The organism is Citrobacter sp. Cf088, assembly GCF_030334295.1.
GTDB classification, from domain to species: domain Bacteria; phylum Pseudomonadota; class Gammaproteobacteria; order Enterobacterales; family Enterobacteriaceae; genus Citrobacter; species Citrobacter freundii.
Genome location: NZ_JAOWEE010000053.1, coordinates 507160 through 532745 on the forward strand (window position 1 = coordinate 507160; position 25586 = coordinate 532745).

Consider the following 25586-nt stretch of genomic DNA (forward strand, 5'->3'; position numbering starts at 1 on the left):
TCGGCCGGTTAAATGTATGCAGGATAATTTTTCAGTAGCAGGCTCCATGAACCCGATGACAGATGATAACAAGGCCGCCGCGCAGGTGATTTTGGCTAAGTTGCTTGAAATATATGACGTGAAAACCCTGGTTGCTTATCTGAACGGTGTTGGCGAGAACCGCTGGAGTCCGGCCATCTTTAAGCGAGTGGTGGCGAACGAAACATGGCATCGCCTCAGCGACAATGAGTTTACTTATCTGAATTCCTTACTGCCGACGCCACCTGCGCATCATCCGCATTATGCCTTTCGATTTATCGATCTGTTTGCCGGCATTGGCGGGATTCGTCGCGGCTTTGAGGCAATTGGTGGGCAGTGCGTGTTTACCAGCGAGTGGAACAAGCATGCGGTGCGCACCTACAAAGCGAACAACTATTGCGATCCCTTCCAGCATCACTTTAATGAAGATATTCGTGATGTCACGCTGAGCCATCAGGATGGGGTGAGCGACCAGCAGGCGGCAGAACATATTCGCCAGCACATTCCAGAACATGATGTACTGCTGGCGGGATTTCCTTGTCAGCCCTTCTCCCTGGCCGGAGTGTCAAAGAAAAATGCGTTAGGGCGGGCCCACGGTTTTGCCTGCGATACACAAGGCACACTCTTTTTTGACGTGGTGCGCATTATCGACGCTCGTCGACCAGCAATATTTGTGCTCGAAAACGTCAAAAACCTGAAGAGTCACGATCAGGGCAAAACGTTTCGCATCATTATGCAGACGCTGGACGAGCTGGGTTATGACGTGGCAGATGCGGCGGATAACGGTCCGGATGATCCGAAAATTATCGATGGGCAACATTTTTTGCCTCAACATCGCGAACGTATCGTGCTTGTCGGCTTCCGACGCGATCTGAATTTGAAATCAGACTTCACGCTGCGGGATATTGTCACGCGTTATCCGCAGCGGCGTACTACCCTGGCGGAACTGCTTGAGCCGACCGTCGATGCGAAATATGTGCTGACGCCGGTGCTGTGGAAATACCTCTATCGCTATGCGAAAAAGCATCAGGCGCGGGGAAATGGATTTGGCTATGGCATGGTGTATCCCGGTAACCCTGATAGCGTAACGCGCACATTATCTGCGCGTTATTATAAGGATGGGGCGGAGATCCTGATTGACCGTGGCTGGGATATGGCGCTGGGTGAAAAAGATTTTGACGATCCGCAGAATCAGCGACACCGCCCACGCAGACTTACGCCCAGAGAGTGCGCGCGCCTGATGGGGTTTGAATCTCCGCAAGGCTATCAGTTCAGGATCCCCGTGTCAGATACTCAGGCTTATCGCCAGTTTGGTAATTCGGTGGTCGTTCCGGCATTTGCGGCGGTGGCCAGGCTGCTGGAGCCAAAAATCAAGCAGGCAGTTGCTATTCGCGAGAAAGAGAACCTGCATGGCAGACGTTCACGATAAAGCAACACGCAGTAAAAATATGCGGGCGATAGCCACCCGCGATACCGCGATTGAAAAACGCCTTGCCAGCGTGCTGACAGAGCAGGGGGTAACGTTTCGCGTGCAGGATGCGACGTTACCCGGTCGCCCCGATTTTGTGGTGGATGATTATCATTGTGTGATTTTTACTCACGGTTGTTTCTGGCACCACCACAATTGCTATTTGTTTAAAGTCCCCGCGACACGAACGGAATTCTGGCTGGAAAAAATAGGCAAAAATGTCCAACGCGATGCGCGGGATTGTGAAAAATTGCAGGCTCTTGGCTGGCGCGTACTGATTGTCTGGGAGTGCGCCCTGCGTGGTCGCGAAAAGCTGGATGATGAAGCGTTATCTGAACGTGTCATCGAGTGGATCTGCGGCGGTGGCGACACCGCGCAGATCGACACTCTCGGTATTCATTTACTGTAATGTCTTTTCCGACGAACTCGCGACGACATCCGCTTTAACAAGGAACAGGTATTTCCCCAACGTTACCAGCACCACAGCAAACACGATCACGCCGAGCGCCAGCCATTCGATAGGGGCCAGTCTTTCTCCCCCCAGACCGGTACCTAACAGCACCGCAACAACCGGATTGACGTAGGCGTAGCTGGTGGCTAGCGCCGGGCTGACATTGCGGATCAAGAACATATACGCATTAATGGCAATAATGGAGCCAAACAGGGCCAGGTAAGCCACCGCCATAAAGCCTGAAAATGTTGGCATGGTGGTCAGTTTTTCCCCGGAGAGTAACGATGCGCACATCAGCACAATACCGGCTGCTAACATTTCAATGGCTCCGGCCATCATGCCAACGGGCAGCGTAATGCGTGAACCGTACACCGAGCCAAACGCCCAGCTTATCGAACCGATCAGGATTAAAATAGCGCCCCACGGATTGCCACTTAAATTGCCTCCGCTGTTCAGCATGATGATCCCTGCGAGCCCAATCGCTATTCCCAACCATTCCAGTTTGCGCGTTTTGATGCCAAAAAAGTGGCTAAAACACAGCGTAAATAGCGGGACGGTGGCGACCACCACGGCGGCAATACCGGAAGGGACATTTTGATGTTCTGCGACGGTGACCAGTCCATTACCCACAGCCAGCAGCAGGATACCAATTAACGCGGCGTTCAGGATTAAGCGTAAGGGGGGGAGCTTATGCCCGCGAATAAGTAAAAAACTTGTTAATAAAATTCCCGCAGAGAGAAAACGTACGGCTGCCATCATTAACGGCGGCCAGCTTTCAACACCAATGCGAATAACGAAGTACGTGGAACCCCAAATGATGTACAGCGCGAATAGCGCACTGAAAAGCGGTAACAATTGCCTGAAACGCATAATCCCTCACGGTAGAAATAAAAAGGTGCAACATAGTAAACGTCAAAACTATCTTACTGGCGAGATTTATAATTACGTGTCGATGTTAAAAACTTGTTGACCAGAAAGGTCAGTTTCAGCATGGCGTGTTTTACTTCATACTTATGACTGCAAAAAAATAATATTGAGGGTCAAAATTTTGGCAGGAAGTAGCTTACTAACCTTACTCGATGATATCGCCACGCTGCTGGATGATATATCAGTGATGGGAAAATTGGCCGCGAAAAAAACCGCGGGCGTGCTGGGAGATGATCTGTCGCTTAATGCGCAGCAGGTATCGGGCGTGCGGGCGAACCGTGAACTCCCGGTGGTCTGGAGCGTGGCGAAGGGGTCGTTTGTAAACAAAGTTATCCTTGTACCGTTGGCGCTATTGATAAGCGCATTTATTCCCTGGGCGATCACCCCATTATTAATGGTAGGTGGGGCGTTTCTCTGTTTTGAAGGGGTAGAAAAGGTTCTGCATACCCTGGAGGCGCGTAAGCACAAAGAAAGCCCGGAAGAGCGTCAGCAGCGTCTGGCTGCTCTGGCCGCACAGGATCCACTCACCTTTGAGAAAGATAAAATCAAAGGGGCAATACGTACTGACTTCATTTTGTCTGCCGAGATTGTTGCGATTACGCTGGGTATTGTAGCGGATGCACCTTTGCTGAATCAGGTGTTGGTGTTATCGGGTATCGCGTTAGTGGTGACCGTGGGCGTGTATGGCCTGGTCGGGATTATCGTTAAGCTTGACGACATCGGGTACTGGCTGGCAGAAAAACGTAGCCAACTTGCCCAGTCGCTGGGGAAAGGGTTGCTGGTGGTTGCCCCCTGGCTGATGAAAACACTTTCTGTGGTCGGTACATTGGCGATGTTTTTGGTGGGGGGCGGTATTGTGGTACACGGAATATCACCGCTGCATCATGCGATTGAACATTTTGCTCAACAGCAAAGTACATTGATTTCGCTAATGCTTCCGACCCTGCTTAACCTGGTGCTCGGCTTTATCATCGGTGGGATTGTCGTTCTGCTGGTGAAAGCTGTCGTCAGGCTGCGCGGAGTTTCGCACTAATTGTTACAGGACTGATTATGCAAAACGCCTCTTTGTCATCTAAGGTGTAAAGGTTTCTCTTGATACAGGAGGCAGGTATGGTCTTTTCTGTCAGTGAGGAAGTCACCTCCAAAGAGGGTGGCCCACGTATGATCGTTACCGGGTATGCCAGCGGAATGGTGGAGTGTCGCTGGTACGACGGCTTTGGCGTTAAACGGGAAGCATTCCGTGAAGATGAACTGGTGGTGCTGGGCGAGCGAAGACAGCTCTGTCAGGATGCCTGAAAATTTGGTTCGACCGTAACCTGGTGATCTCTCACCTATTAGTTATATTTATCATTTTGGTGAGAATTATTTACTTGTCAGGCAAAAAAATTGCAGATAAGGTTTGGTTCACATCAGATTTTCTGGTGTAACGAATTTACAAGTGCTTCTTGCATAAGCAAGCTTGATCCCGACCCGATAAGGGCCGGGATTTTTTTCGCCCTCAGTCAGCGATTGATCTCCGACACGCTAAAGTCATGGATATCAAGCTCGAACGCGTCGGCCAGTTCATGCCATGTATGGTAATCTCGCCCGTCGACGCTAACGCGCTCCGGGTCATCCTGGCTGCGATGAATTTCACTCTCGCAGATTTCGTTGATTGCCTTTAGCAGCGCGTCCACATCGACGCTGACTTCACGTTTGGCCGTATCGCTGTACTCTTTCGCGGTTTTCATCCTCATACCTCTCAACCGTTAAGGATACCGGGGGAGCGTACCCAAACATCAGATACGCACAACTTAAGTATAGACCGTCGATAAAACCCGCAATCGCGCGTGCAGAGCGCTGCCAGAAAAAGGAATTTGTTCTACACTGGCACAAAGCCACAGGAGGAAAACTATGAAGGTGAATGATCGGGTCACAGTCAAAACGGACGGCGGTCCTCGTCGACCGGGCGTGGTACTGGCAATCGAAGAGTTTAGTGAAGGCACCATGTACCTGGTTTCGCTGGAAGACTACCCGCTCGGTATCTGGTTCTTTAATGAATCAGGTCATCAGGATGGTATCTTTGTGGAAAAAGTGGAGTGAGGTGAGTTCCGCTGTTTGATTCTGACTGGTGGAGTCGCCACCAGTCAGAACGTCTTAGCGCATATTCACAAAGATACCATTGGTGACGTTATCCGTAAGCCTCACAACGTGATAGATAACTTGCTTATTATGCGTCTTAATCTTTCGTTTTATATTCCCCTTATGGGATGACACCGTTTTGGCTTTGATATTCATTTGATCCGATATCTGTATTGTTCCCTGACCCTCCATCCACATGCGCAGCATGCTGGATTCGGTTCGACTTAATGATAATGTCGGCAGATTCACATCAATAGCAATATCTACTTCTTTTTTCAGAATATCGCCAAGTAGTTTATCCAGTGAGTCAGGTTTAATCGATTTAGAACTAATCAATAAATTTTTTCTGACGAGTAGATATTCATCAAAATGCACGTTGGCAATTGCCATAAACACAATAAATAATGTGCTGGGATGCTGATTAATGATTTGCTTTATTTGCTGGCTATTAGCAGGTTCGTGGATAAAGCAGTCCTCATTAATAAACACCACAGCGGGTTGTTGAGAGACACAGGCGAGACTGAGTTCATCAACGTTGGAAATGTTGTTGATTTCCCTTTTTTTCACTCCCCGACTTACCAGATACCCGGTTAGCCCTAGTCGGGTGTAACTGCATAAATCCATAATAATCGTTGACATGGCATACCCTCACTCAATGCGTAACGATAATTCCCCTTACCTGATTATTTCATCACAACTAAACGGAATAATAACGACCCAAGATGACGCTTTCGCTGTTTTTCAGGCGAATTTACTATCCCGTAAAGTTACGTATAATTTGCCAGGAAACATCTTAAAGTAAAGTGAATGTTGCGTTATGTGAGTGAGGCAAAAACAAATAAGCCGCGACAGAGATATCCTGGTGGATGTTGTCACTTTTTAAAATTAGGACAATCCTTAGTAAAACAGGATAAAAATTAAGGGTTATTATTTTCCAGGCATTTCGCTGACGATATCGGCCAGCAAATTAAAAATTTCACTGAATAATCGTTCGCAAAATGGCGCAATTAATGGCATTAGCGCCGCCATCAGTGAAATACCTACGGTCAGAGTGAGAGGAAAGCCGATGACGAAAACCGACAGCTGTGGCGCCATGCGATTTAACAAACCAAGTGCGAGGTTCAGCGTGAGTAGCAGCGTCATTACCGGCAGGGCCAGCATTAGCCCGTTGAGGAAAATCAGGCTACCCGCCCGTGCCAGCGCGAGAAACGCATTGCTGTTCACCGGATTGCCACCGATGGGCAGAGTATGAAAAGTATCTACCAGCAGCGAAATCAGCCATAAATGGCCGTTAAAGGTCAGGAACAGCAGCATGGCGAGCATGTCGATCAGTCGTGCCAGAACCGGCATATTCAGACGGCTACCGGGATCGAAGAATGTCGCGAAGGAAAGGCCCATTTGCAGACCAATTAATTCCCCGGCGGTACGTACTGCGGCAAACGCAAACTGCATGGTGAAGCCTAAAGCGATACCGATCAGGATTTGTTGCATTGCCTGCCATAGTGCGCCGATCGAAAAGATGGGGACGTCAACGGCGGGAATTGATGGGGCGATAACGACAGTTATCATCAACCCCAGCCCCAGCTTTACCCGTTTGGGGATGGCTCGTTCACTGAGGATGGGGGCCGTTGAGATGAGCGCCAGTATGCGCAGCAAAGGCCAGAAGTATAAATTTAGCCAGTGGAGCCACTCAACGCTGGTCACCTGCAACATAACGTTGTCTACCCGATGATGTAGGGGATATTGCTGAACAGCGTACGCACGTAGTCGAGCAGCAGGTTAAGCATCCACGGGCCAGCAACAATGATGGCAATAAACACCGCGACAATTTTGGGAATGAAGGACAGCGTCATTTCGTTAATCTGGGTCGCCGCCTGCAGAATACTGATGATAAGACCTGTGACGAGAGCGACCAACAGCAAAGGCGCAGCAAGGGCCAGGGCGACTTTCATCGCCTCTGTGCCCATCATCATGACCGATTCAGGAGTCATTTCGCGCCTCTAACTGTAAAAGCTTTGTGCCAGCGAGCCGACAAGTAGCTGCCAACCGTCTACCAACACAAACAGCATCAGCTTAAACGGCAACGCGATTGTGGCTGGTGGTACCATCATCATCCCGAGCGCCATCAGTACGCTGGCAATCACCAGGTCGATAATCAGAAACGGAATAAAAATGGTAAAACCTATCTGGAATGCTGTTTTCAACTCACTGGTGACATAAGCGGGTAGCAAAATTCGCATCGGCACGGCTTCTGGTCCCTGTAATGGACCGCTGTTTGCTAAGCGCGCGAAGAGTGCCAGATCGGCTTCACGGGTCTGGCGCAACATAAACTCACGCAGCGGCTGGGCGCCTTTCTCCATAGCTTCCTGCATGGAGATCTTCTCTTCGCTGAACGGTTGATATGCGTCGACGTAGATTTTATCGATCACCGGCGACATGATGAAAAAGGTCAAAAAGAGCGCCAGGCCCAGTAGCACCTGATTAGGTGGTGCAGAGGGGGTACCCAGCGCATTTCGCAGGAGACCGAAAACAATGATGATGCGGGTGAAGCTGGTCATCATCAGCAAAATTGCAGGCAGGAACGTTAGCGAGGTGATGAACACCAGTGTCTGCACGGGCAAAGACCAGCTTTGTCCGCCGCCCGGCAACGGCTGACTAACCAGACCCGGGAGTTGGGCGAGGGCAACGGGACTGAAAAGCCACAAGCCTGCCAGCGTGAGGGATAACAAACGGCGCATCAGGATCTCCCAGGACGCTTAAGCAAACTCTTCATCATGGCCTGGAAATCCGCAGGGGAGGCCGTTTTTTCTTCTGCATCGGCAGGTGCCGGGGGCAGGGTGTGCAGGACGTTAATCTGCGAGGCTGTGACACCCAGTACCAGACGGGTATCTTCGACCTCGACAATCACCACGCGCTCACGTGGACCCAATGAGGTGCTGGCTGCGACTTTCAGCCCGCGAGTACCGGCACTTTTGGGGGCAAACCCCAGACGTTTAATGACCCAGGCCACCGCCAGGATCAAGACGATGATCCCGAGCAGCGCGCCGCTTACCTGCACCAGCGGTGAGCCGGGAACGGCGGCGGGTTGAGAAACGGTAGCCTGGGTATTCATGATTAACGGCTCAGACGGCGCATACGTTCAGATGGGGTGATAATGTCAGTGATACGCACACCGTATTTATCCGCGACCACGACGACTTCGCCCTGGGCAATCAGATAACCGTTGATCAGGATATCCAGCGGTTCGCCTGCCAGACCATCCAGTGCGACAACCGACCCCTGCGTCAGGCGCAGCAGCTCTTTGATGGTCATGCGGGTACGGCCCAGTTCGACGGTCAGTTTGACCGGAATGTCCATGATCAGGTCGATGTCCTGCAAAGCACCGCTGACGTCGCCGCCACCTAACTGCTGGAATACCGCATCGGCCGCACTTTTGGTGGGCGTGGTTTTTTGCTCGTTTAACGCGTCAGCCCACAGATCGTCCAATGCGCCAGTGTTCTCATCGGACGGATTATTCATATCACTCATTTGGGCTGTTCCTCATTCAGCGAATTCAAAATCGGGTTTATCAGATGTTCTACGCGTAACGCATACTGACCGTTTACGGTGCCATACTGGCTGGTCAGCACAGGCACGCCGTCCACATGAGCAATAATGCGGTCGGGTTTTTCAATCGGCAGTACATCGCCGGGTTTCAGTTTTAAAATCTGGGATAGCCGCAGCGGAATGTCGGCAAAGTTTGCCACCAGCTCCAGCTCAGAATGCTGAACCTGACGCACCAGATTATTGCGCCAGTTCTGATCTTCATTACGCGAGTTTTCCAGCGGCGGATTCACCAGCAGCTCACGCAACGGCTCAATCATGCTGAATGGCAGACAGATGTTAAATTCACCGGTCAGGTTGCCAATTTCAACGTGGAACGGGGTGTTCACCACAATGTCGTTCGGGGAGGTGGTGATATTGGTAAATTTCACCTGCATCTCGGAACGGACGTATTCCACTTCCAGCGGGTTGATGGCCTTCCACGCATCGCTGTAGCCTTCCAGCGCCAGCTTCAGCATGCGGTTGATAACGCGCTGTTCTGTGTGCGTAAATTCGCGGCCTTCCACTTTCGTCGGGAAACGACCATCACCACCGAACAGGTTGTCTACGGCGATAAATACCAGACTTGGTGAGAACACAACCAGACCCGTACCGCGCAGCGGCTTCAGGTGGATTAAGTTCAGGTTAGTCGGAACCGGCAAGTTGCGCGCAAATTCGTGGTAAGGCTGGATACGGATCGCCCCCACGGTAATATCCGGGCTACGGCGCAACAGGTTAAATAACCCCATACGGAACTGGCGCGCAAAGCGTTCGTTAATGATCTCCAACGCCTGTAAACGCTCACGTACCACGCGACGCTGAGTGTTGGGATCATAAGGACGAATATCGCTTTCTTTTGCGATACCTGAAATGGGTTCGTCTTTGGTTTCGCTATCGCCGTTCAGCAATGCGTCGATTTCTGCCTGAGAAAGAATACTGTCGCCCATGTCTTTACCGCAGAATAAAAGCTGTATAAAGAACGTCGGTGACAACCTGTTTCGGCTGCCCAACAACAAGCGGAGTCGCCAGCGTCTCTTTGATAGCGGTAATCAGCTGTTGCTTACCTTCCTCGGTGGCGAGTGTGGCCGCATTCTGACGAGAAAATAGCAGCAGCAAGCGGCTGCGCACTTCCGGCAGATATTCGTTAAGACGTGAACGTGTCGCCTCATCTTTCATGCGCAATGTGATACCGATATACAGCACACGGTCTGCATCACCCAGATTGACGGTAAAGGTATCCAGCGCAAAGAACACCGGGGCTGGCGGTGGAGCCGGTTCCGCTTTGACGCTGGCGGAAGGCTGCTGCTGCATGCGCCAGTAGCTATAACCTGCAGTTGCGCAGGCGGCGAGGGTAATTAATACCAGCAGAGGGATCCAAATAGCGCGTTTACTTTTTTTGTTAATCGCGGAGTCAGTCATCAGATACGGGCTTCCTGTTTCGGTACAGCTTATGGGCTGATTATCCCGTGTCCTGTCCACGACAAAGCGTGGAAAAGACGCGGATAATCATGCTACCTCTGGCGTTAGGCGAAGATGTCTACTGCGCCATCGCCGCGGGCAGCGGCTTGCAGCGAGGCTGGGGTTGCCAGTATTGCGTCATCTTCAGCGGCAAAAATGTCTTGTCCTTGAGCGCGACCAGACTGCTGTTGCTGTCCGGAAGACTGCTGATGGTCAGCGAAGCTTTCACTGCTGATGTTGCTTTGCCCCAGTTGGATCCCGCTTTCAGCCAACTGTGTACGCAGCATCGGTAATGCGGCTTCCAGTGCGGCGCGCACGTGGCTGTGCGGTGAAACCATTTGTAACTGCGCGAGGTTATCGTCCAGCTTGAGCGAAATATGTACCTGACCCAGGTCCTGCGGATGCAGACGCAGCTCTGCGCTTTGCTGGCCCTGGCGCGTGAACAAGGTGACGTGCTGGCTCAGCGATTGCTGCCATTCATGGCTACCTAACGGAGCGCTTAACACCGGCGCGGCCGTCGGTAACGGTTGTGCGTGTGTTTGTGGACCACTTAGCGGGGCCGCAGTCATGCCAATGCTGGTCGGTGACGGGGTGCTGTCGATTTCAGTTCTGGCGTTCGCTGCCGCCGTCAGCGGGGTTAATGCCGGGTTGTTTGCCTGATTAGCACCACCGCCAGCAATCGTGATATCCGCTTTGCCTTTTTTGGCATCACCCGGCAGTAATTCGGCTGCATTATCAGTCGCCGCGCCGTGTACCGCGCCTCGTGACAATGCGGAAAGCGCCGCATCAACAGGGGCTGGTGCGCTGTCGACGGCAGACGTAGCCAGTGGTTGTCCTGGCAGCATGGCGAACAACGCGCTCAGCTTGGCGAGATCGTCATCACTCAGCGTAGTGTTTTTTTCGTCCTGCTGAGCGACTTTGCTCAGTGTCGTCAGGGCATTCGCTTTCAGTGAAGGCGTGAGAGCGGACAACAGTTGCTGAGCGTCAGTCATGTCGGCAAGAGAAGTCTCGGTTTGCAGCTCCTTTTGCGCCAGCAGATCGGTTAATTTGACCGACTGTGTGGCATCGCCATTTTTTTGCAGCAACCCTTTTTGCAGCTTACTGCTGGCCGCCTGTAAGTCAGCAAGCGACAGCGGGGCGTCTTTACCTTGTGCGTCGCCCGCACCTAATGCGCCAGCCAGTAGCGCTAAAAAATCCTCGGGTGAATCTACCGCTTTGCCTGACTGAAGACCTGCGGCTACATCGGTGTCGGTGGTAATCAGTTGGGGTAAAGTAATCATTCGGGTTTCCTCATAGCTGCGCGCTGAGCAAATTCATCCATTTTTTTCTGATCCAGGCGGTTTTCGGCCAGTAACGCCGCCGAGGTTTGTCTGTCCTGCAACGTCTGCCACGCCTGTAATCGTTGTTTTTTGTCGCGCCAACTGTTCAATGCCTGGTCTACTTTCTGTGTCCATTGATTGAGCTGTTGGCGATGTTGCTCAATCGCTTTTTCCAGCGTCTGAATAAATTGTTGGTAATTGATCCAGCGATTGCTGGTAATACCCTGGCCCATATCGGTATTCAGATTGTTGCGATACTCATGCTGATAATCGATCAGCATTTTTAACTGTTCTTCCGCCTGCTGACAGCCACGACGCATCTCTCCCAATAAGACAGCAGCGTCATCTACCTCTTTTTCAGCCAGGTCTTTCAATGTTGCTAATGCACCATGTTGTGCCATGACCTATGCTCTCCTGCTTAATCACACACCAGGGAAAATCAGTTCCAAAGCTTGTAGAGAATCTTCCCAGTCAGCCCGTTCAAAAATACCTTGCTGTAAGAATGCTTCCAGCTGCGGCCATAAGGCGATGGCTTTATCCAGCATCGGATCGCTGCCTTTCGCATACGCTCCTACGCTGACCAGATCGCGGTTACGCTGGAAGCTGGACAGCAACTGTTTAAAGTTACGCACCCGTGCATAGTGTTTTTCACTAATGAGTGCGGTCATGGCGCGGCTGATCGAGGCTTCAATATCGATGGCCGGATAGTGACCCGCCTCGGCCAGATGACGAGACAGCACAATGTGACCGTCCAGAATCGCGCGCGCGGAATCGGCAATCGGGTCCTGTTGGTCGTCACCCTCGGTCAGTACCGTATAAAACGCGGTGACTGAACCGCCGCCGTGGATACCGTTTCCGGCCCGTTCGACCAGCGCCGGTAACTTAGCGAATACTGAGGGTGGATAACCTTTGGTTGCCGGTGGCTCGCCGATCGCCAGGGCTATCTCACGTTGTGCCATCGCGTAGCGGGTGAGGGAGTCCATAATCAGCAATACATGCTGTCCGCGATCGCGAAAATCTTCGGCGATGCGCGTGGCGTAGGCCGCGCCTTGCATACGTAACAGCGGCGAGACGTCCGCCGGAGCGGCAATCACTACCGAGCGTGCGCGACCGTCAGCGCCGAGAATATTTTCAATAAAATCTTTAACTTCGCGACCACGCTCGCCAATCAGACCTACGACGATAACATCGGCCTGGGTATAGCGCGCCATCATGCCGAGCAGGACGCTTTTACCGACACCGGAACCGGCGAAAAGTCCCATACGCTGGCCGCGGCCGACGGTTAACAACGCGTTAATAGGACGTACGCCGGTATCCAGGACGTGTTCAATCGCGGTGCGTTGCAGGGGGTTAAACGGCGGTGTAATCAGCGCGCCGGTTTCGGTGGTATCCGGGGCGGGCAGTCCGTCGAGCGGTTTGCCGCTACCGTCCAGCACACGACCCAGCAGAGCAGGGCCAAGCGGTAATTGCTTCCCGCTTTGCAGACCTTCTCCGGCAATGTTCTTCGCGTATACGCGTGCGCCGGGCAGAACGCCTTCGACTTCTTCGAGCGGCATCAGAAACAGACGTTGACCGTTAAAGCCCACGACTTCGCTTTCGACCTCCTGGGTTTCGTTGCCGTCCTGGCGTTCAATGACGCAGGTGGCACCGAGCGGCAGCTGTAACCCCGTGGCCTCCAGCACCAGCCCGGTTGCGCGGGTCAGGCGACCATAACGACGCACCGCAGGCAGCAGTGACATTTTCTCTTCGAAGTTGTCCAGCGTATTGAGCCAGCGAGTCAGGCGAGTGGTCATTACACGACTCCTGGCGCTGCCAGACGGCAGAGTTCTTGCCAGCGTGTGGCGACGCTGGCATCCAGATCGCCTTCGTCGGCGGAGACTTTACAACCGCCGTGATGCAGAGTCGGGTCGCCGCGTAGCCGCCAGCCGTGCAGGCTGAGAGTGGCACCGAGCATCTCCTCTACACGCTGGAGATCGTCCGGATGTACGCGCAGCTGCGGTTTACCGCTAAACAGCGGTTCCTGTTGCAATAACTGTTGGATTTGCTTAATCAGCGCCGCGTTATCCACGATTGGCGTCTGACCAATCACCTGACGCGCAGCTTCCAGCGCCATTTGCATCAGGCGCGAGGCAATGACGCTATCCAGCGCGTCCAGCGTATTCTGAAATTCACTCACCAGTTGCTGCATGCGGGCATGGATCGGCGCATGCTGTGCTCGCGCCTGGTTCTGGCCTTGCTCCAGCCCCTGGCTCAGACCTTCCTGATAGCCTTGTTCGTGACCTTTTTGTCGACCTTCCGCCAGCCCCGCGTTATACCCTTGCTCATGGGCCTGCATTTGCAGCTGTGCGAGCTGCTGTTCAAGCTGTTGCTCTGCGGAAAGCTGTGGCTCTTCAGCTTCTTCTGACAGCGGCGTTTCGCTGTGGTCGGCCAGTACGAACTCCGCCATCGGTGGGGCGAGGTCGTCCGGAGTCCAGACTTTCCACGGCAGTTCGTTAGACATAGGTATCCTCGCCGCTGCCTATCACCATCTCGCCGGTTTCCGCCAGACGACGCACAATAAGCAGAATGGCTTTCTGTTCGTTTTCCACCTGCGACAAACGCACCGGGCCGCGGTTGGCAAGGTCGTCACGCAGAATATCGGCAGCACGTTGCGACATGTTGCGCAGGAACTTCTCGCGTAGCGGCTGTTCGGCACCTTTCAGGGCAATCAGCAGCGATTCGGAATCCACTTCCTGCAACAGACGCTGGATACTGCGATCGTCGACGTCCACCAGGTTTTCGAACAGGAACATCTCGTCGATAATTTTCTGTGCCAGCTCGCCGTCGAATTCGCGTACGGCGGTAATAACCGCTTCTTCCTGCTGGGTTTTCATCAGGTTGATAATTTCTGCTGCCGTTCTCACGCCGCCCATTTTGCTGCGCTTGAGGTTCTGACCATCGAGTAGACCGTTCAGTACCTCGGTCAGTTCTGCCAGCGCGGCAGGCTGCACGCCGCCGAAGGTGGCGATACGCAGCATCACGTCGTGACGTAAACGCTCGTCGAACAGCGCCAGAATATCGGCGGCCTGGCCCCGTTTGAGGTGTACCAGAATGGTGGCGATAATCTGCGGATGCTCGTCGCGGATAAGGTCGGCGGCGCTTTGCGGTTCCATAAAGTTGAGCGTTTCAATGCCGCTGGTGGTATCGCGGGTTTCCAGAATATCTTCCAGCAGGCTGGAAGCGCGTTCCTCGCCCAGCGCTTTCACCAGCACGGAGCGCAGATATTCGTTGGCGTTGATATTCAGCGCGGCAAATTGTTCTGCTTCTTGCTCAAACTCGGCCAGTACTTCCGTCAACTGTTTGTTGGAGATCTGGCGTACGTTCGCCATCGCTGTACTGAGCGCCTGAACTTCGCGCGTGGAAAGGTGTTTAAATACCTCAGCCGCGCGATCTTCGCCAATGGTCATCAGCAGGATGACGCTTTTATCGGTACCGGTAAGGGCATTACTCATGATCGTTACTCATCCACTGGCGAATGACCAGCGCCACGACGCGCGGATCGTTATCTGACATTTCACGAATACGCTGGCTCATCACTTCTGCACCCAGACGTTGATTCGTACGACGCTGCTGGGTTTGTTCGTCTTTGCTGAGGCGAACTTCTACCGCTTCTTCGGTTTCCTGACGGATACGCGTTTGTTCTTGTACCGCTTTTGCTTCTTCGCTGCGGCGAACCAACTGCGGGCGAACAGCCTTACGCCACAGGATCCAGGCAACAAGCAGCACCAGCAACCAACGGCCTGCGGTCATCAACTGTTCAATAAAGACCTGCTGTTTCCAGAACGGCAGCTCGCCAAGGGAATCGTCGGTCGCCGTGAAGGGTGAATTCACCACGTTCAGGGTATCGCCACGCTTGTCGGAGAAGCCCATCGCTTCGCGGGTCAGGTCCTCAATCTGTTTCATCTGATCGGCGGTTAACGGCAGCGGTTTACCGTCCGGCAACGTTTTATAGTTGACCACCACTGCAACCGAGAGACGCTGCACATCGCCGACGTTCATTTTGGTGTGGCGAATGGTACGGTCGACTTCATAGTTGCTGGTTTCATTACGCTGCGTACTGCGTGGACCAGCATTATTGTTGTTATTTGCCGTTTGCGTGGCTTGCGCATTTTGCTGATTAGCCGGAGGGGTGGCGATTGGCGCGGTATTAGCCGGTGCTGGTTGATTAGACAATGCGCCCGGTACGCCGCCTGGCGCTCCGCTACCGATCTGCTCACTGACGTTTAACTGGCGTGAACGCAGCACTGCCTGGGAATCATCACCGTTTGGACGGTACTGTTCTTCGGTTTGCTCTTTATTAGCAAAATCCAGTTGTGCGGTGACCTGCGCATGTACGTTGCCGTTGCCGACAATCGGCGACAGGATCGATTCGATACGACGTTGAACGCGCCCTTCGACATCGCTGGCGTATTTCAACTGCGCATCGTTAAGATCGCGGCTGCTGGTGTTCGACTGAGTTAACAGGTGACCAGCCTGGTCGACCAGTGTAACGTTGCCCGGCGGCAAGCCTGCAACAGCGCTGGAAACCAGATGTGTGACCGCACTGATTTGACCTTCATCCAGTGCGCGGCCCGGTTCAAGGTTAACGGTCACGGAGGCTGAAGGCGCTTTTTGCTCACGCACAAACAGCGACGGTTTTGGCATTGCCAGATGCACGCGGGCGCGTTTTACCGGTCCCAGCGTTTCAATGGTACGAGCTAATTCACCTTCCAGCGCACGCTGGTAGTTGACCTGCTCGCTAAACTGGCTAATACCAAACTTTTCCTGATCCAGCAGCTCAAAGCCAACGGCGCCGCCCTTCGGCAGACCTTGTTGTGCCAGACGTAACCGCAATTCGTGAACTTTATCGGCAGGAACTTCTATAGCACCGCTTCCCTCAGTAAAACGATAGGGAACGTTCATCTGCGTCAGTTGGGTGACAATCGCGCCACCATCCTGATCGGATAGGTTGCTGAACAGTGTGCGGTAGTCAGGTGTTTTGGCCCACAGGACCATCGCCACGATGATAGCGACGGCAGCGGCTCCCGCCACAATCAGAGGAATTCTGGGATTCGCGCGCAGGCGGTTTAACCACTCGAGAGGTTTAAGCTGGGTTGCAGTCGATGCTGTCGCACTCATCTCGCACCTCGTGGCTTATCGTGGACGGCGTTTTTTGCAAAGTGGAACAAGACTCACTCCCGGGTCAGCAAACTCGAAAAATTGACGGTCTCATTATTTGCGGTTTCGAATTTTTCTATGCGTTAAAAACCGTGGTTTTTTATCGTTATTTAACGCCTTTATCTTATTGACTAACTGGTAATCTCAGCTAAGTAAAAAATCATCCAGGGGATCAGAATGTCGGCAATACAGGGGATTGAAGGGGTCATCAGCCAGTTGCAAGCCACGGCGATGTCAGCAAAAATGCAGGATATGCAGCCACAACCGACCGTGAGTTTTGCCGGTCAACTGCATGCGGCGTTAGACAGGATCAGCGATGTGCAAACCGCGTCCCGTACGCAGGCTGAGAAATTTACCCTCGGTGAACCGGGTATTGCGCTGAATGATGTGATGACCGATATGCAAAAAGCGTCGGTATCAATGCAGATGGGTATTCAGGTACGTAACAAACTGGTGTCGGCGTATCAGGAAGTCATGTCGATGCAGGTGTAGGTTTAACGTGCAGAGACTGGTTGCCGGATAAGCACAGCGGCCATCCGGCAACCAGTTACTTCTGAATCAAATAGCGGATCGTTGGGCCATCCTGCTGAATATCCAGCACCGTATAGCCGTGATTACGCGCATCCAGTGGAATATTGTTGATTGACTGCGGGCAATCGCTCACCACTTCCAGAATTTCACCTTTCTTCAATTGCGGCATCGCTTCCAGCGTGGCGACAGCCGGGTATGGACACGGTTCGCCGACCATATCGAGGCGATAATCAGGCACGATATTTTTCATACAGACTCCTTGGCAGGCGTTAGCCCTGCGCGACGGAAGAAGCGTTTTTCCCAGCCGATAATGAGCATCAGCGCGGCAAACAACAGCAGATAGGTTACCAGCAGACCGCCGAGCGGACCGAAGGTGTTGAGCAGATTCACTTTGTCCCAGTTGGTGGCAAGCGCGGGAGCAAAATCATCCCAGTAGTAGGCCAGAATGGTCGAGCCAATAACGTTGCCCAGACCAACCCACCAGTAATGCACCTGGCCTTCAACGGCGCGGTACATCCAGCCGGTTTCGCATCCGCCCGCTAAAACGATGCCAAAGCCGAACAGCAAGCCGCCGATCACCGCATTTGGACCCGCCCACATGATTTTAGGCTCGACGCCCAGTTGCACGTAGCTAAAGATACCGATGGCGCTGACCGCCATCCCGAAGATGATTGCTTTTGCCATATGGGTGCGACCAGAAATCCACAGGTCGCGGAAGGCGGAGGTGAAGCAGATTTGCGCCCGTTCAATCAGCAGACCGAACCCAACGCCAAACAGCATCGCCAGACCGAGCTTGGGTTTATCCATCGCGGTGAGCAGCGCCCAGCCGATCATGCCGATAAACACCAGCATGCCAAGGCGGAAACGGCGACGGGCCTGATCCGGCTTTTGCGTCAACGGCGAAGCGGCGGAGACTTTCTGCATTTTGACCGGAATACGAAACATCGGCAGCAGGGTAAAGCGTGCGCCAAACCATGAGCCGATTGCCGTTGCCAGCGCGAAAAACCAGGCATGTAGCGAGAACTGTGGAATGCCGGTGAAGAATGCGGCCAGGTTGCAGCCCATCGCGAGCCGGGCGCCGAATCCGGCGATCATCCCGCCAACTATCGCCTGCATAATGCGCACCCGACTGCGCGGCATGCGTAACTTGATGTTGTTAGCCCACAGCGCGGCAGCAAAACAGCCACCGAACATACCGAGGATCATCATGCCGTCAATGCGGGTCAGGGGCGAGCCTTCGAGATGAATCAGCTTGTAGTATCCCCACTCTTCGGCGTGCACGCCAAACAGTTGCAGGATTTGTCCACCCCAACGGGTGAATTCACCGGTAACGGCCCAAAAGGTTCCCGTAATGCCGAAATAATAAGTGGAGAGAATACCCGCTGCGATGACCGCAGGGGCGGGGGCCCAAAATTTAATTAACCAGGCCTGTTTGAAGTGTTGCCATGACATGCGTTGCGCCTCTGAACTCAGAAGGTATGTAACAAGAAGTGTGGATACTACACCGTTCATAATTTTTGACTATGAGTAATAAGAGGTAATACCGTCTGGATCAATCTTTCTCAATGCCGCTGAAAGGCTGGCGACATCAGGCCTTTAATGCCACAATCCCATTTTCTTCGCATGCAGGATGAATGATGAAAAAATTAGCAATCGTTGGTGTATTTCTGGCGCTAACCGGATGCGCCGAAGTAGAAAATTATAACGACGTGGTGAAAACGCCAGCGCCAGCCGGTCTGGAAGGATACTGGCAGTCAAAAGGTCCGCAACGCAGTCTGGTAAGCCCGGAAGCGATTGCCAGCCTGGTGATAACGAAAGAGGGCGATACGCTGGATTGTCGCCAGTGGCAGCGGGTGATCGCGCTGCCGGGGAAACTGACGATGCTCTCTGGCGATCTCACCAACGTGACGGTGAAACGCGAGCTGTATGAGATCGAGCGCGAAGGCAATACGCTGGAATATGACGGTATGACGCTGCAGCGGGTGGATCGCCCGACGCAGGAGTGCGCTGACGCGTTAAAGAAAACGCCGTTGCCTACGCCACTGCCATAAACCGTACGCCCCGGTAGCCAATGGCCACCGGGGTTAAGTTTTATATCACTTCTTCAATGACCCACACGCTGACGCTCCCGCCGTTACAGTAAAACGTTGCTTCACCGTTTTCATCGGTGACCACGCTTTCCTCGCGATTTCCCAGATAGTCACGCCAGGTTTTATTGCCGTAATTGGCGCCGAGATTGATGGTCTTTTCCCCGTCATCGCCGTTAGACAGAACAACCACACAGCCGGGATCGTCGTCTGTTCCGCTGCGGCTAAAAGCGATACAGTTGGGATGATCGAAAAAGAGCGTCTGTACCCCGTGTGCGAAGCGCTGGCGCGCGAGGATCAGTTCATCAAGCTGTTCGATGATCGGCATGTCGATAGGATAGGTTTCGCCATCGCCGCCGGTGTCTTCGTAATGCGCTCCGTAGAGGTCAGGGTAAAACACCGACGGTACGCCATTTTCACGCAGCAAGATCAGCGCATAGGCCAGCGGCTTAAACCACGGCTCGACAGGGGCTTCGAGTGCCTGTAAAGGTTGGGTGTCGTGATTGGCCACCAGCGTGACGGCATGAAACGGATCGGCTTCTACCAGGGTATCGGCGAAAATCTGGCTCATATCATAATCGCGGCCCTGACGGGACGCTTCGTGAAACTTCATCTGTAGGGGGGCGTCGAACAGCATGGTTTTCCCCTCTACCTGGTTGATGTAGGTTTGTAGCTTATCGACTTCGTGGGACCAGTATTCCGCGACGATAAACAGCGGTTTTGGCGCCACTTCCTGCACGTGTTCAATCCACTCTTTATAAAACCAGGCCGGAATGTGCTTGACGGCATCCAGGCGAAAGCCGTCGCAATGGGTTTGATCCATCACCCAGCGCGCCCAGTATTTGAGCTCCTCGGTGACGGCGTGATTACGAAAGTCGATGTTCTCGCCCATCAGGTAATCAAAATTACCCAATTCATCATCAACCTGGTCGTTCCAGCCTTCGCCGGTGTAATCGTTAACGATTTTAAAAATCCCGTCTTCGGTGGGATTCTCGATATGGTCAATGCCGCTGAAACATTTGAAGTCCCATATGAATTGCGAGTACTGTCCTGCGCGGGCAGGGAAGGTATAGCGCGTCCAGCCTTCGCATTCGATAATCTCATCGTCTATTTGCGTGCGATCCTCGGCGTTAACCCGTTGGACGCGGATCTTTTCTTTCTCATCTGCGCCCATTTTGTGGTTAACCACCACGTCCAGCAGTACGGCAATATCATTGTGCTTAAGCGCGTCTATCGCCGCCAGCAGCTGGTTTTTATCGCCGTATTTGGTGGCGACGGTTCCCTTTTGGTCGAATTCGCCCAAATCAAACAGATCGTAGGAGTCGTAACCCACCGAATAACCGCCAGAAGCGCCTTTATAAGCGGGGGGCAACCATACCATGTTGATGCCGATGTCATTGAGCCCGCCTGCGCGTTCGGCAAGCTCGGTCCACAATTGACCGCCATCAGGGTAATACCAGTGGAAGTACTGCAATAATGTGGGATTTTTCATCTTCCGTGCTCCAGAAGTCGTTTGGCCGACCTCTGGAGTATGGAAGATAATTCAGACGAGACGGGAAATTATTGTGGGGCAGTGGGGGCGTCGGGGACTAACAGCATGCCGGAAAGACGACCATAGGCGTTATTCAGCGTCTTTTGGCGTGTCGACTGGCCGATGAGGTTGCTGAGTTCATCCAGGCGTTGCTGCAATAATGTTTTGAGCAGTTGCTCGTTATCCAGCGTCTGTTTAATGTACCCGGCGACTAAGTCCTGAATACTTCGCGTAATGCCCGGTGGAGTTTGCTCTTCCATGACCACTTCAATACTTTGCAGATAGGTAACTTCCTGTTCCAGTAAAAGGTCCCATTCACCGCGCTGTGCCAGTTCCAGCAGCGAGTGACTGAGTAGCGCGATGCGCTGCCAACGGTTGATAAACTCCACGGCTGAGGTCATTAACGAGACTCCTGGGAAGATGCTTTCGGTGAGATCTGTTTCCAGGCATCTGCAATGTTGCCGAGTAACCCTTCGACTTCTTCAATAGCCTGACAATCATTACGCAAGTTGGCTTGCAGTAAACGGCGGATCATATAGTCGTACAGTGAAGACAGGTTGGTGGCGATTTCGCCGCCATTTTCCTGATCCAGCCCTGCCTTCAGGCCATTGTCGATAATGTTAATGGCTTTGCTTAAGGCCTCGCCTTTGGCGACGATATCACCCTGCTGCATAAACAGGCGAGCGCGCACCAGGGCGCTGTTCGCGCCGTCAAACAACATTTCGATCAGCTGGTGTGGACTGGCGCTCATCACGCCACTCTCTATGCCGACCTGTGCATAGGCTTTGGTACCGCTCGCGGTATACATGCTTACCTCGTGTTATCAGGAATTGCTCATGGCTGAAAATTGTTGGCCCAGATAAGTACTGGTGCTGTTCAGTTTGCTCATCATGCTATCAAGCTGCGTAAACTGTGCTTTATAGCGCGCGACGGTATCGTCGATGCTGTTGCTGACGGCCAGATATTGTTTGGTTAGTTTTTTCAGCGTGGCGTTAATGTTGTCCTGGGCTACGTCAATAATGCCGTCATCGGCCAGGTAGCCTTTTACTTCAGTGGCAATTTTGGTGGTAATCCCGGTTTCTTTGCCATCACCAACCAGCAGTTGACGGGTAGCTGCGGTATTATCTTCCAGCGCTTTTTTTAGCTTGGTGTCGTCAATTTTCAATTTGCCGGAGGTTCCGTCAGTGGTAATCCCGATTTCACCTAACGTTTTAAATGCACCGTCGCCGGCGCCATTGGAAAACTGGGCGCGGATCCCTGTCTGGATAGTTCGTACCGCGCTGTCGCCGAGTAGAGCACCGTTATTGGTGTCCTGAGTTTCGGCTCCGGGATCCACCTCGGTGTATTTGGTCAGCGTTGAGAAGGTATCCAGCAACGAGTTGTAGGCATCAACCCAGCCTTTGATCGCTTCCGTTGCCTTATCGTTACTCTTAGTAACGGTGAGGCGCGCGTCGGTGACCACTTTAGTCAGATTCAGCGTTACGCCTTGCGGAGCATCGGTAATGGTGTTGCTCGGGCGTTCAATATCAATACCATTAACCTTTAACAACGCATTTTTGGCTTCCACCAGCTGTTTCATATTTCCGCTACCGGCGGTGCTGTCGTAGGCCAGTAAATCATTGAGCTTACTGTCGCCGCTGACGGAAATGGTCATCTTATTATCGACACCGCTGTCGGCCGTTAATACCAGCTGATAATCATTTTCCTTAACTTTCACGATACTGGCGGAAATACCGCTGTCAGCGTCGTTAATGGCATCTCGAATTCCTTCCAGTGACGTCTGGTCTTTGCCTAACTTAATTTCCAGCGGTTCTTTACGGCCTTTTTGCTCGATTTTAATCGTGCGGGTGTCAGAGGAAGTGTCACCTAACGCCTCTTTAACTGAATTGATACCGCTTTTCGTCGTTAATGATTGCGCCTGCGCCAGTTGCGTCACGCTAATCATATAGGTTCCAGCCGCTGCGCCGGCAGAGGTCGATGCTGTAAGATCTTCTGTACTGCTGGTGACGGTGGTGCTTTTAAACAGATCGGCGCTATTTAATGTGGTATTTGCCGTCTGGAATTTTTCCAGCGCGCTTTTTAGCGTGCCGTAGGCCGTCAGTCTCGCAGTGTTTGAACTCTGCTGCTGAGTAATTGGAGTTAAACGTTTTTTTTCAGCAGTCGTCAGATTTGTCAGCAATGTATCCAGCGGTAAGTTTGAGCCGACGCCCAATGATGTAAATGAAGGCATGCCTAATTCCTTGTGATTGCAAACAGTAGTTAAGCGGGTTATCGGCAATCTGCGCGCAAAGTTTAATGATAGTTTTGTAAAAATAATGCGCAGAATAATGGCATATAAAGAGGGTATTTCAGGGGCTAAGAAAAAAGAGGGCGGAAAGTAAAAATTTTCTAAAGTTCGAAATTAACGTGCCGATACATGGGTTACGGTGAGAAACCGTGGGCAACAGCCCAATAACATCAAGTTGTAATTGATAAGGAAAAGATCATGGCACAAGTCATCAATACAAACAGCCTGTCGCTGTTGACCCAGAACAACCTGAACAAATCTCAGTCTACTCTGAGCTCCGCTATCGAGCGTCTGTCCTCTGGTCTGCGTATCAACAGCGCGAAAGACGATGCTGCTGGTCAGGCGATCGCTAACCGCTTCACTGCAAACATCAAAGGTTTGACTCAGGCTTCCCGTAACGCCAACGACGGTATCTCCATCGCGCAGACTACTGAAGGCGCGCTGAACGAAATCAACAACAACCTGCAGCGTGTACGTGAACTGACTGTTCAGGCAACTAACGGCTCCAACTCCGATAGCGACCTGACTTCCATCCAGAACGAAATCACTCAGCGTCTGGGCGAAATCGACCGCGTATCCGGTCAGACTCAGTTCAACGGTGTGAAAGTACTGGCTCAGGACAACACTCTGAAAATTCAGGTTGGCGCGAACGACGGCGAAACTATCTCCATCGACCTGAAAAAAATCGATACTCAGAGCCTGGGTGTAGCTGATTTCCGCGTGAACGGTGCGCAGAAAGCCACTGCCAGCGATCTGATCTCCAAGTTTGGTGCGACTGGTACTGATAACTACAGCGCTACTGTTGGCGGTGCAGCGGGAACCGTTAATGTTGATGTTAAATCCCAAACTGTAACTTCAGGTGGTAATGCCCTTTATGTCAGCGCGGCTGATGGTAGTCTGGTGACTGGACCGACTGTACCGAACACAGCATCTACTGTCTATACCACCGCCGCGACAGCTAACGGTTCTGCAACCAGTCTCGCAACATTGGGTGCAAGTGCGAAAGTCGGTGATAAGTTCAACTTTGATGGTATGGAATTTACCAAAACAGCCGATGGTACTGACCCAGAGTTTGGTAATGGCGACTACACGGCTAAAGTTGATGGTAAAACAGTGACCTTTACTGTTGACTCTTCAACTGCTGCTGTTGGTACTGGCGCAAAAGTTAAAACTGATGTTGCATTATACGCAAGTCAGAATGGTACATTGACTACTGCTTCTACAACCGCTAACAAAGCAGCAACTGTAGCCGATTTGCAGAATGCGAACGCAACCAAAACTGGTAGCACGCTGAAAGCGAGTGGCGCTACCTATGATGTAGATGTTGATGGCAATGTAACTACTGGCACTGGCGCGAATAAGAAAACCATGTATGTAACTACCGATAAAAACGGTAGTGCTAAACTGGTTAACGAAGATGTAGCTAAAGCAACCACCAGCACTGCAGATCCGCTGGCTGTTCTTGATAAAGCTCTGGCACAGGTTGATGCGCTGCGTTCTGACCTCGGTGCGGTACAGAACCGTTTCGATTCTACCATCACCAACCTGGGTAACACCGTTAACAACCTGACTTCTGCACGTAGCCGTATCGAAGATGCTGACTACGCGACCGAAGTGTCCAACATGTCCAAAGCACAGATCCTGCAGCAGGCAGGTACCTCTGTACTGGCACAGGCCAACCAGGTTCCGCAGAACGTTCTGTCTCTGCTGCGTTAATTTACACTTATCGCGCAAACCCCGCTCCGGCGGGGTTTTTTACATTTAGCTTTACCCGTAACCCCTAAATAACCCCTCATTTCACCCACTATTCACCCGATTAAAACCCCTGCAGAAACGGATAATCATGCCGATAACTCATTTAACGCAGGGCTGTTTATCGTGAATTCACTGTATACCGCTGAAGGTGTAATGGATAAACACTCGCTGTGGCAGCGTTATGTACCGTTGGTGCGTCACGAAGCATTGCGCCTTCAGGTGCGTTTGCCGGCGAGCGTAGAACTGGATGACCTGCTACAAGCGGGCGGCATCGGGTTATTGAATGCCGTTGACCGATATGACGCTTTGCAAGGAACGGCATTTACCACTTACGCAGTGCAGCGTATTCGTGGAGCAATGCTGGACGAACTACGTAGCCGGGATTGGGTGCCGCGTAGCGTTCGGCGCAATGCTCGCGAAGTGGCACAGGCGATGGGACAACTGGAGCAGGAATTAGGACGCAACGCAACGGAAACCGAAGTGGCGGCGCGTCTGGCTATTCCTGTGCAAGAGTATCGTCAGATGTTGCTCGATACCAATAACAGCCAACTCTTCTCTTATGACGAGTGGCGGGAAGAGCATGGCGATAGTATTGAGCTGGTGACGGAAGAACATCAGCAGGAAAACCCGTTACAACAGCTACTTGAGGGTAACCTCCGCCAGCGCGTAATGGACGCGATCGAGGCGTTGCCGGAGCGCGAAAAGCTGGTGTTAACGCTGTACTACCAGGAAGAGCTGAATCTGAAAGAGATTGGCGCGGTACTGGAAGTCGGGGAATCACGGGTTAGCCAGTTGCACAGTCAGGCCATCAAACGTCTACGCACCAAGCTGGGTAAGCTATAGGGGTACATCATT

30 protein-coding genes and 4 pseudogenes are annotated in these 25586 nt (G+C 52.5%); 11 read left to right on the forward strand and 23 right to left on the reverse strand.

From position 1 onward, the window contains the following. Window positions 1-16: 16 nt before the first annotated feature. Together OGV71_RS15270 and OGV71_RS15275 are read left to right on the forward strand one after the other, a co-directional pair. Window positions 17-1447: a DNA cytosine methyltransferase gene (locus OGV71_RS15270; RefSeq protein ID WP_204583486.1), complete on the forward strand. Its 1431-nt coding sequence runs from the start codon at window positions 17-19 to the stop codon at window positions 1445-1447. After that, window positions 1428-1895: a very short patch repair endonuclease gene (locus tag OGV71_RS15275; protein WP_003030411.1), complete on the forward strand. Its 468-nt coding sequence runs from the start codon at window positions 1428-1430 to the stop codon at window positions 1893-1895. The genes OGV71_RS15270 and OGV71_RS15275 overlap by 20 nt, the downstream gene beginning before the upstream one ends. On the opposite strand, the gene yedA is transcribed toward OGV71_RS15275, so the two are convergent. Beyond that, on the reverse strand, window positions 1887-2807 hold the full coding sequence (gene yedA, locus OGV71_RS15280) for a drug/metabolite exporter YedA (RefSeq protein ID WP_204583487.1): 921 nt from the start codon (window positions 2805-2807) through the stop codon (window positions 1887-1889). The genes OGV71_RS15275 and yedA overlap by 9 nt on opposite strands. A 175-nt stretch (window positions 2808-2982) precedes the next feature. On the opposite strand from yedA, the gene OGV71_RS15285 reads away from it, so the two are divergent. Further along, window positions 2983-3897: a DUF808 domain-containing protein gene (locus OGV71_RS15285; RefSeq protein WP_204584414.1), complete on the forward strand. Its 915-nt coding sequence runs from the start codon at window positions 2983-2985 to the stop codon at window positions 3895-3897. Window positions 3898-3974: 77 nt separating this feature from the next. Then, window positions 3975-4160 (forward strand): YodC family protein, encoded by a 186-nt coding sequence (locus OGV71_RS15290; RefSeq protein ID WP_048218018.1) that lies wholly within the window; start codon window positions 3975-3977, stop codon window positions 4158-4160. Window positions 4161-4366: 206 nt separating this feature from the next. Here OGV71_RS15290 and yodD read toward each other — a convergent pair whose 3' ends face one another. Further along, window positions 4367-4594: a YodD family peroxide/acid resistance protein gene (gene yodD, locus OGV71_RS15295; RefSeq protein WP_003030417.1), complete on the reverse strand. Its 228-nt coding sequence runs from the start codon at window positions 4592-4594 to the stop codon at window positions 4367-4369. A 163-nt stretch (window positions 4595-4757) separates the two neighbouring features. On the opposite strand from yodD, the gene dsrB reads away from it, so the two are divergent. Continuing rightward, a complete protein-coding gene (gene dsrB, locus OGV71_RS15300; RefSeq protein ID WP_003030419.1) occupies window positions 4758-4946 on the forward strand; it encodes a protein DsrB in 189 nt (62 codons plus the stop codon). Between the two features lie 54 nt (window positions 4947-5000). Here dsrB and rcsA read toward each other — a convergent pair whose 3' ends face one another. From rcsA to fliF, 14 genes and pseudogenes are all read right to left on the reverse strand, one after another. Then, window positions 5001-5624, reverse strand: a complete 624-nt coding sequence (gene rcsA / locus OGV71_RS15305; protein ID WP_032949553.1) for a transcriptional regulator RcsA — start codon at window positions 5622-5624, stop codon at window positions 5001-5003. Between the two features lie 278 nt (window positions 5625-5902). Continuing rightward, window positions 5903-6698, reverse strand: a pseudogene (fliR, locus tag OGV71_RS15310) (flagellar biosynthetic protein FliR). Window positions 6699-6706: 8 nt separating this feature from the next. Beyond that, window positions 6707-6976 carry a flagellar biosynthesis protein FliQ gene (fliQ, locus tag OGV71_RS15315; RefSeq protein WP_003030425.1) on the reverse strand — a complete coding sequence of 90 codons (270 nt, stop codon included), beginning with the start codon at window positions 6974-6976 and terminating at the stop codon, window positions 6707-6709. A gap of 9 nt (window positions 6977-6985) precedes the next feature. Next, on the reverse strand, window positions 6986-7723 hold the full coding sequence (gene fliP / locus OGV71_RS15320) for a flagellar type III secretion system pore protein FliP (RefSeq protein ID WP_003030427.1): 738 nt from the start codon (window positions 7721-7723) through the stop codon (window positions 6986-6988). Then, entirely contained in the window at window positions 7723-8100 is a 378-nt protein-coding gene (gene fliO, locus OGV71_RS15325) for a flagellar biosynthetic protein FliO (protein WP_171862552.1), read from the reverse strand. Before fliO ends, fliP begins: the two co-directional genes overlap by 1 nt. Beyond that, on the reverse strand, window positions 8100-8513 hold the full coding sequence (gene fliN / locus OGV71_RS15330) for a flagellar motor switch protein FliN (protein ID WP_003030433.1): 414 nt from the start codon (window positions 8511-8513) through the stop codon (window positions 8100-8102). Before fliN ends, fliO begins: the two co-directional genes overlap by 1 nt. Continuing rightward, complete coding sequence (gene fliM / locus OGV71_RS15335) at window positions 8510-9514, reverse strand: flagellar motor switch protein FliM (RefSeq protein WP_048218013.1); 1005 nt, start codon at window positions 9512-9514, stop codon at window positions 8510-8512. Before fliM ends, fliN begins: the two co-directional genes overlap by 4 nt. A gap of 4 nt (window positions 9515-9518) precedes the next feature. Continuing rightward, window positions 9519-9986 (reverse strand): flagellar basal body-associated protein FliL, encoded by a 468-nt coding sequence (gene fliL, locus OGV71_RS15340; protein ID WP_003030435.1) that lies wholly within the window; start codon window positions 9984-9986, stop codon window positions 9519-9521. A gap of 104 nt (window positions 9987-10090) precedes the next feature. Continuing rightward, window positions 10091-11305 (reverse strand): flagellar hook length control protein FliK, encoded by a 1215-nt coding sequence (gene fliK, locus OGV71_RS15345; protein WP_204583488.1) that lies wholly within the window; start codon window positions 11303-11305, stop codon window positions 10091-10093. Beyond that, a complete protein-coding gene (fliJ, locus tag OGV71_RS15350; RefSeq protein ID WP_003839084.1) occupies window positions 11302-11745 on the reverse strand; it encodes a flagellar export protein FliJ in 444 nt (147 codons plus the stop codon). The genes fliK and fliJ overlap by 4 nt, the downstream gene beginning before the upstream one ends. Window positions 11746-11766: 21 nt before the next feature. After that, window positions 11767-13137, reverse strand: coding sequence for a flagellar protein export ATPase FliI (gene fliI / locus OGV71_RS15355; RefSeq protein WP_003030440.1), 1371 nt, complete (start codon window positions 13135-13137; stop codon window positions 11767-11769). After that, on the reverse strand, window positions 13137-13844 hold the full coding sequence (gene fliH / locus OGV71_RS15360; RefSeq protein WP_003030441.1) for a flagellar assembly protein FliH: 708 nt from the start codon (window positions 13842-13844) through the stop codon (window positions 13137-13139). The genes fliI and fliH overlap by 1 nt, the downstream gene beginning before the upstream one ends. Then, a complete protein-coding gene (gene fliG, locus OGV71_RS15365) occupies window positions 13837-14835 on the reverse strand; it encodes a flagellar motor switch protein FliG (protein ID WP_003030443.1) in 999 nt (332 codons plus the stop codon). Before fliG ends, fliH begins: the two co-directional genes overlap by 8 nt. Continuing rightward, entirely contained in the window at window positions 14828-16501 is a 1674-nt protein-coding gene (gene fliF / locus OGV71_RS15370; protein WP_204583489.1) for a flagellar basal-body MS-ring/collar protein FliF, read from the reverse strand. Before fliF ends, fliG begins: the two co-directional genes overlap by 8 nt. A gap of 216 nt (window positions 16502-16717) precedes the next feature. On the opposite strand from fliF, the gene fliE reads away from it, so the two are divergent. After that, window positions 16718-17032, forward strand: coding sequence for a flagellar hook-basal body complex protein FliE (fliE, locus tag OGV71_RS15375; RefSeq protein WP_003030448.1), 315 nt, complete (start codon window positions 16718-16720; stop codon window positions 17030-17032). A 55-nt stretch (window positions 17033-17087) separates the two neighbouring features. On the opposite strand, the gene yedF is transcribed toward fliE, so the two are convergent. Together yedF and yedE are read right to left on the reverse strand one after the other, a co-directional pair. Continuing rightward, complete coding sequence (gene yedF / locus OGV71_RS15380; protein ID WP_000790504.1) at window positions 17088-17321, reverse strand: sulfurtransferase-like selenium metabolism protein YedF; 234 nt, start codon at window positions 17319-17321, stop codon at window positions 17088-17090. Continuing rightward, complete coding sequence (gene yedE, locus OGV71_RS15385; RefSeq protein WP_204583490.1) at window positions 17318-18523, reverse strand: selenium metabolism membrane protein YedE/FdhT; 1206 nt, start codon at window positions 18521-18523, stop codon at window positions 17318-17320. The genes yedF and yedE overlap by 4 nt, the downstream gene beginning before the upstream one ends. A gap of 185 nt (window positions 18524-18708) precedes the next feature. Between yedE and yedD the strand changes: the two genes are divergently transcribed. Continuing rightward, the gene (yedD, locus tag OGV71_RS15390) at window positions 18709-19122 is read left to right on the forward strand and encodes a lipoprotein YedD (protein ID WP_061548904.1); all 414 of its coding nucleotides are present in this window, start codon (window positions 18709-18711) and stop codon (window positions 19120-19122) included. Between the two features lie 40 nt (window positions 19123-19162). Here the strand turns inward: yedD and amyA are convergent, their stop codons facing one another. The 4 genes from amyA to fliD all read right to left on the reverse strand — a co-directional run bounded on the left by amyA (window position 19163) and on the right by fliD (window position 22919). After that, window positions 19163-20650, reverse strand: coding sequence for an alpha-amylase (amyA, locus tag OGV71_RS15395; RefSeq protein ID WP_204583491.1), 1488 nt, complete (start codon window positions 20648-20650; stop codon window positions 19163-19165). A 68-nt stretch (window positions 20651-20718) separates the two neighbouring features. Continuing rightward, window positions 20719-21090 (reverse strand): flagella biosynthesis regulatory protein FliT, encoded by a 372-nt coding sequence (gene fliT / locus OGV71_RS15400; RefSeq protein ID WP_003030458.1) that lies wholly within the window; start codon window positions 21088-21090, stop codon window positions 20719-20721. Next, the gene (fliS, locus tag OGV71_RS15405; RefSeq protein WP_053389328.1) at window positions 21090-21497 is read right to left on the reverse strand and encodes a flagellar export chaperone FliS; all 408 of its coding nucleotides are present in this window, start codon (window positions 21495-21497) and stop codon (window positions 21090-21092) included. The genes fliT and fliS overlap by 1 nt, the downstream gene beginning before the upstream one ends. A 15-nt stretch (window positions 21498-21512) precedes the next feature. After that, the gene (fliD, locus tag OGV71_RS15410) at window positions 21513-22919 is read right to left on the reverse strand and encodes a flagellar filament capping protein FliD (RefSeq protein WP_096878760.1); all 1407 of its coding nucleotides are present in this window, start codon (window positions 22917-22919) and stop codon (window positions 21513-21515) included. 255 nt (window positions 22920-23174) lie between these two features. Here fliD and OGV71_RS25505 point away from each other — a divergent pair. Beyond that, a pseudogene (locus tag OGV71_RS25505) lies at window positions 23175-23543 on the forward strand (flagellin N-terminal helical domain-containing protein); the annotation flags it as partial. Window positions 23544-23639: 96 nt separating this feature from the next. Here the strand turns inward: OGV71_RS25505 and OGV71_RS25510 are convergent. After that, window positions 23640-23822: pseudogene (locus OGV71_RS25510) on the reverse strand (hypothetical protein); the annotation flags it as partial. A 252-nt stretch (window positions 23823-24074) separates the two neighbouring features. On the opposite strand from OGV71_RS25510, the pseudogene OGV71_RS25595 reads away from it, so the two are divergent. The 3 genes and pseudogenes from OGV71_RS25595 to OGV71_RS15420 form a co-directional block, all read left to right on the forward strand. Continuing rightward, a pseudogene (locus OGV71_RS25595) lies at window positions 24075-24380 on the forward strand (flagellin N-terminal helical domain-containing protein); the annotation flags it as partial. A gap of 48 nt (window positions 24381-24428) precedes the next feature. Next, on the forward strand, window positions 24429-24692 hold the full coding sequence (locus tag OGV71_RS25515) for a flagellin (protein WP_423244086.1): 264 nt from the start codon (window positions 24429-24431) through the stop codon (window positions 24690-24692). 162 nt (window positions 24693-24854) lie between these two features. Continuing rightward, a complete protein-coding gene (locus OGV71_RS15420; RefSeq protein ID WP_003030465.1) occupies window positions 24855-25574 on the forward strand; it encodes an RNA polymerase sigma factor FliA in 720 nt (239 codons plus the stop codon). Window positions 25575-25586: the final 12 nt, after the last annotated feature.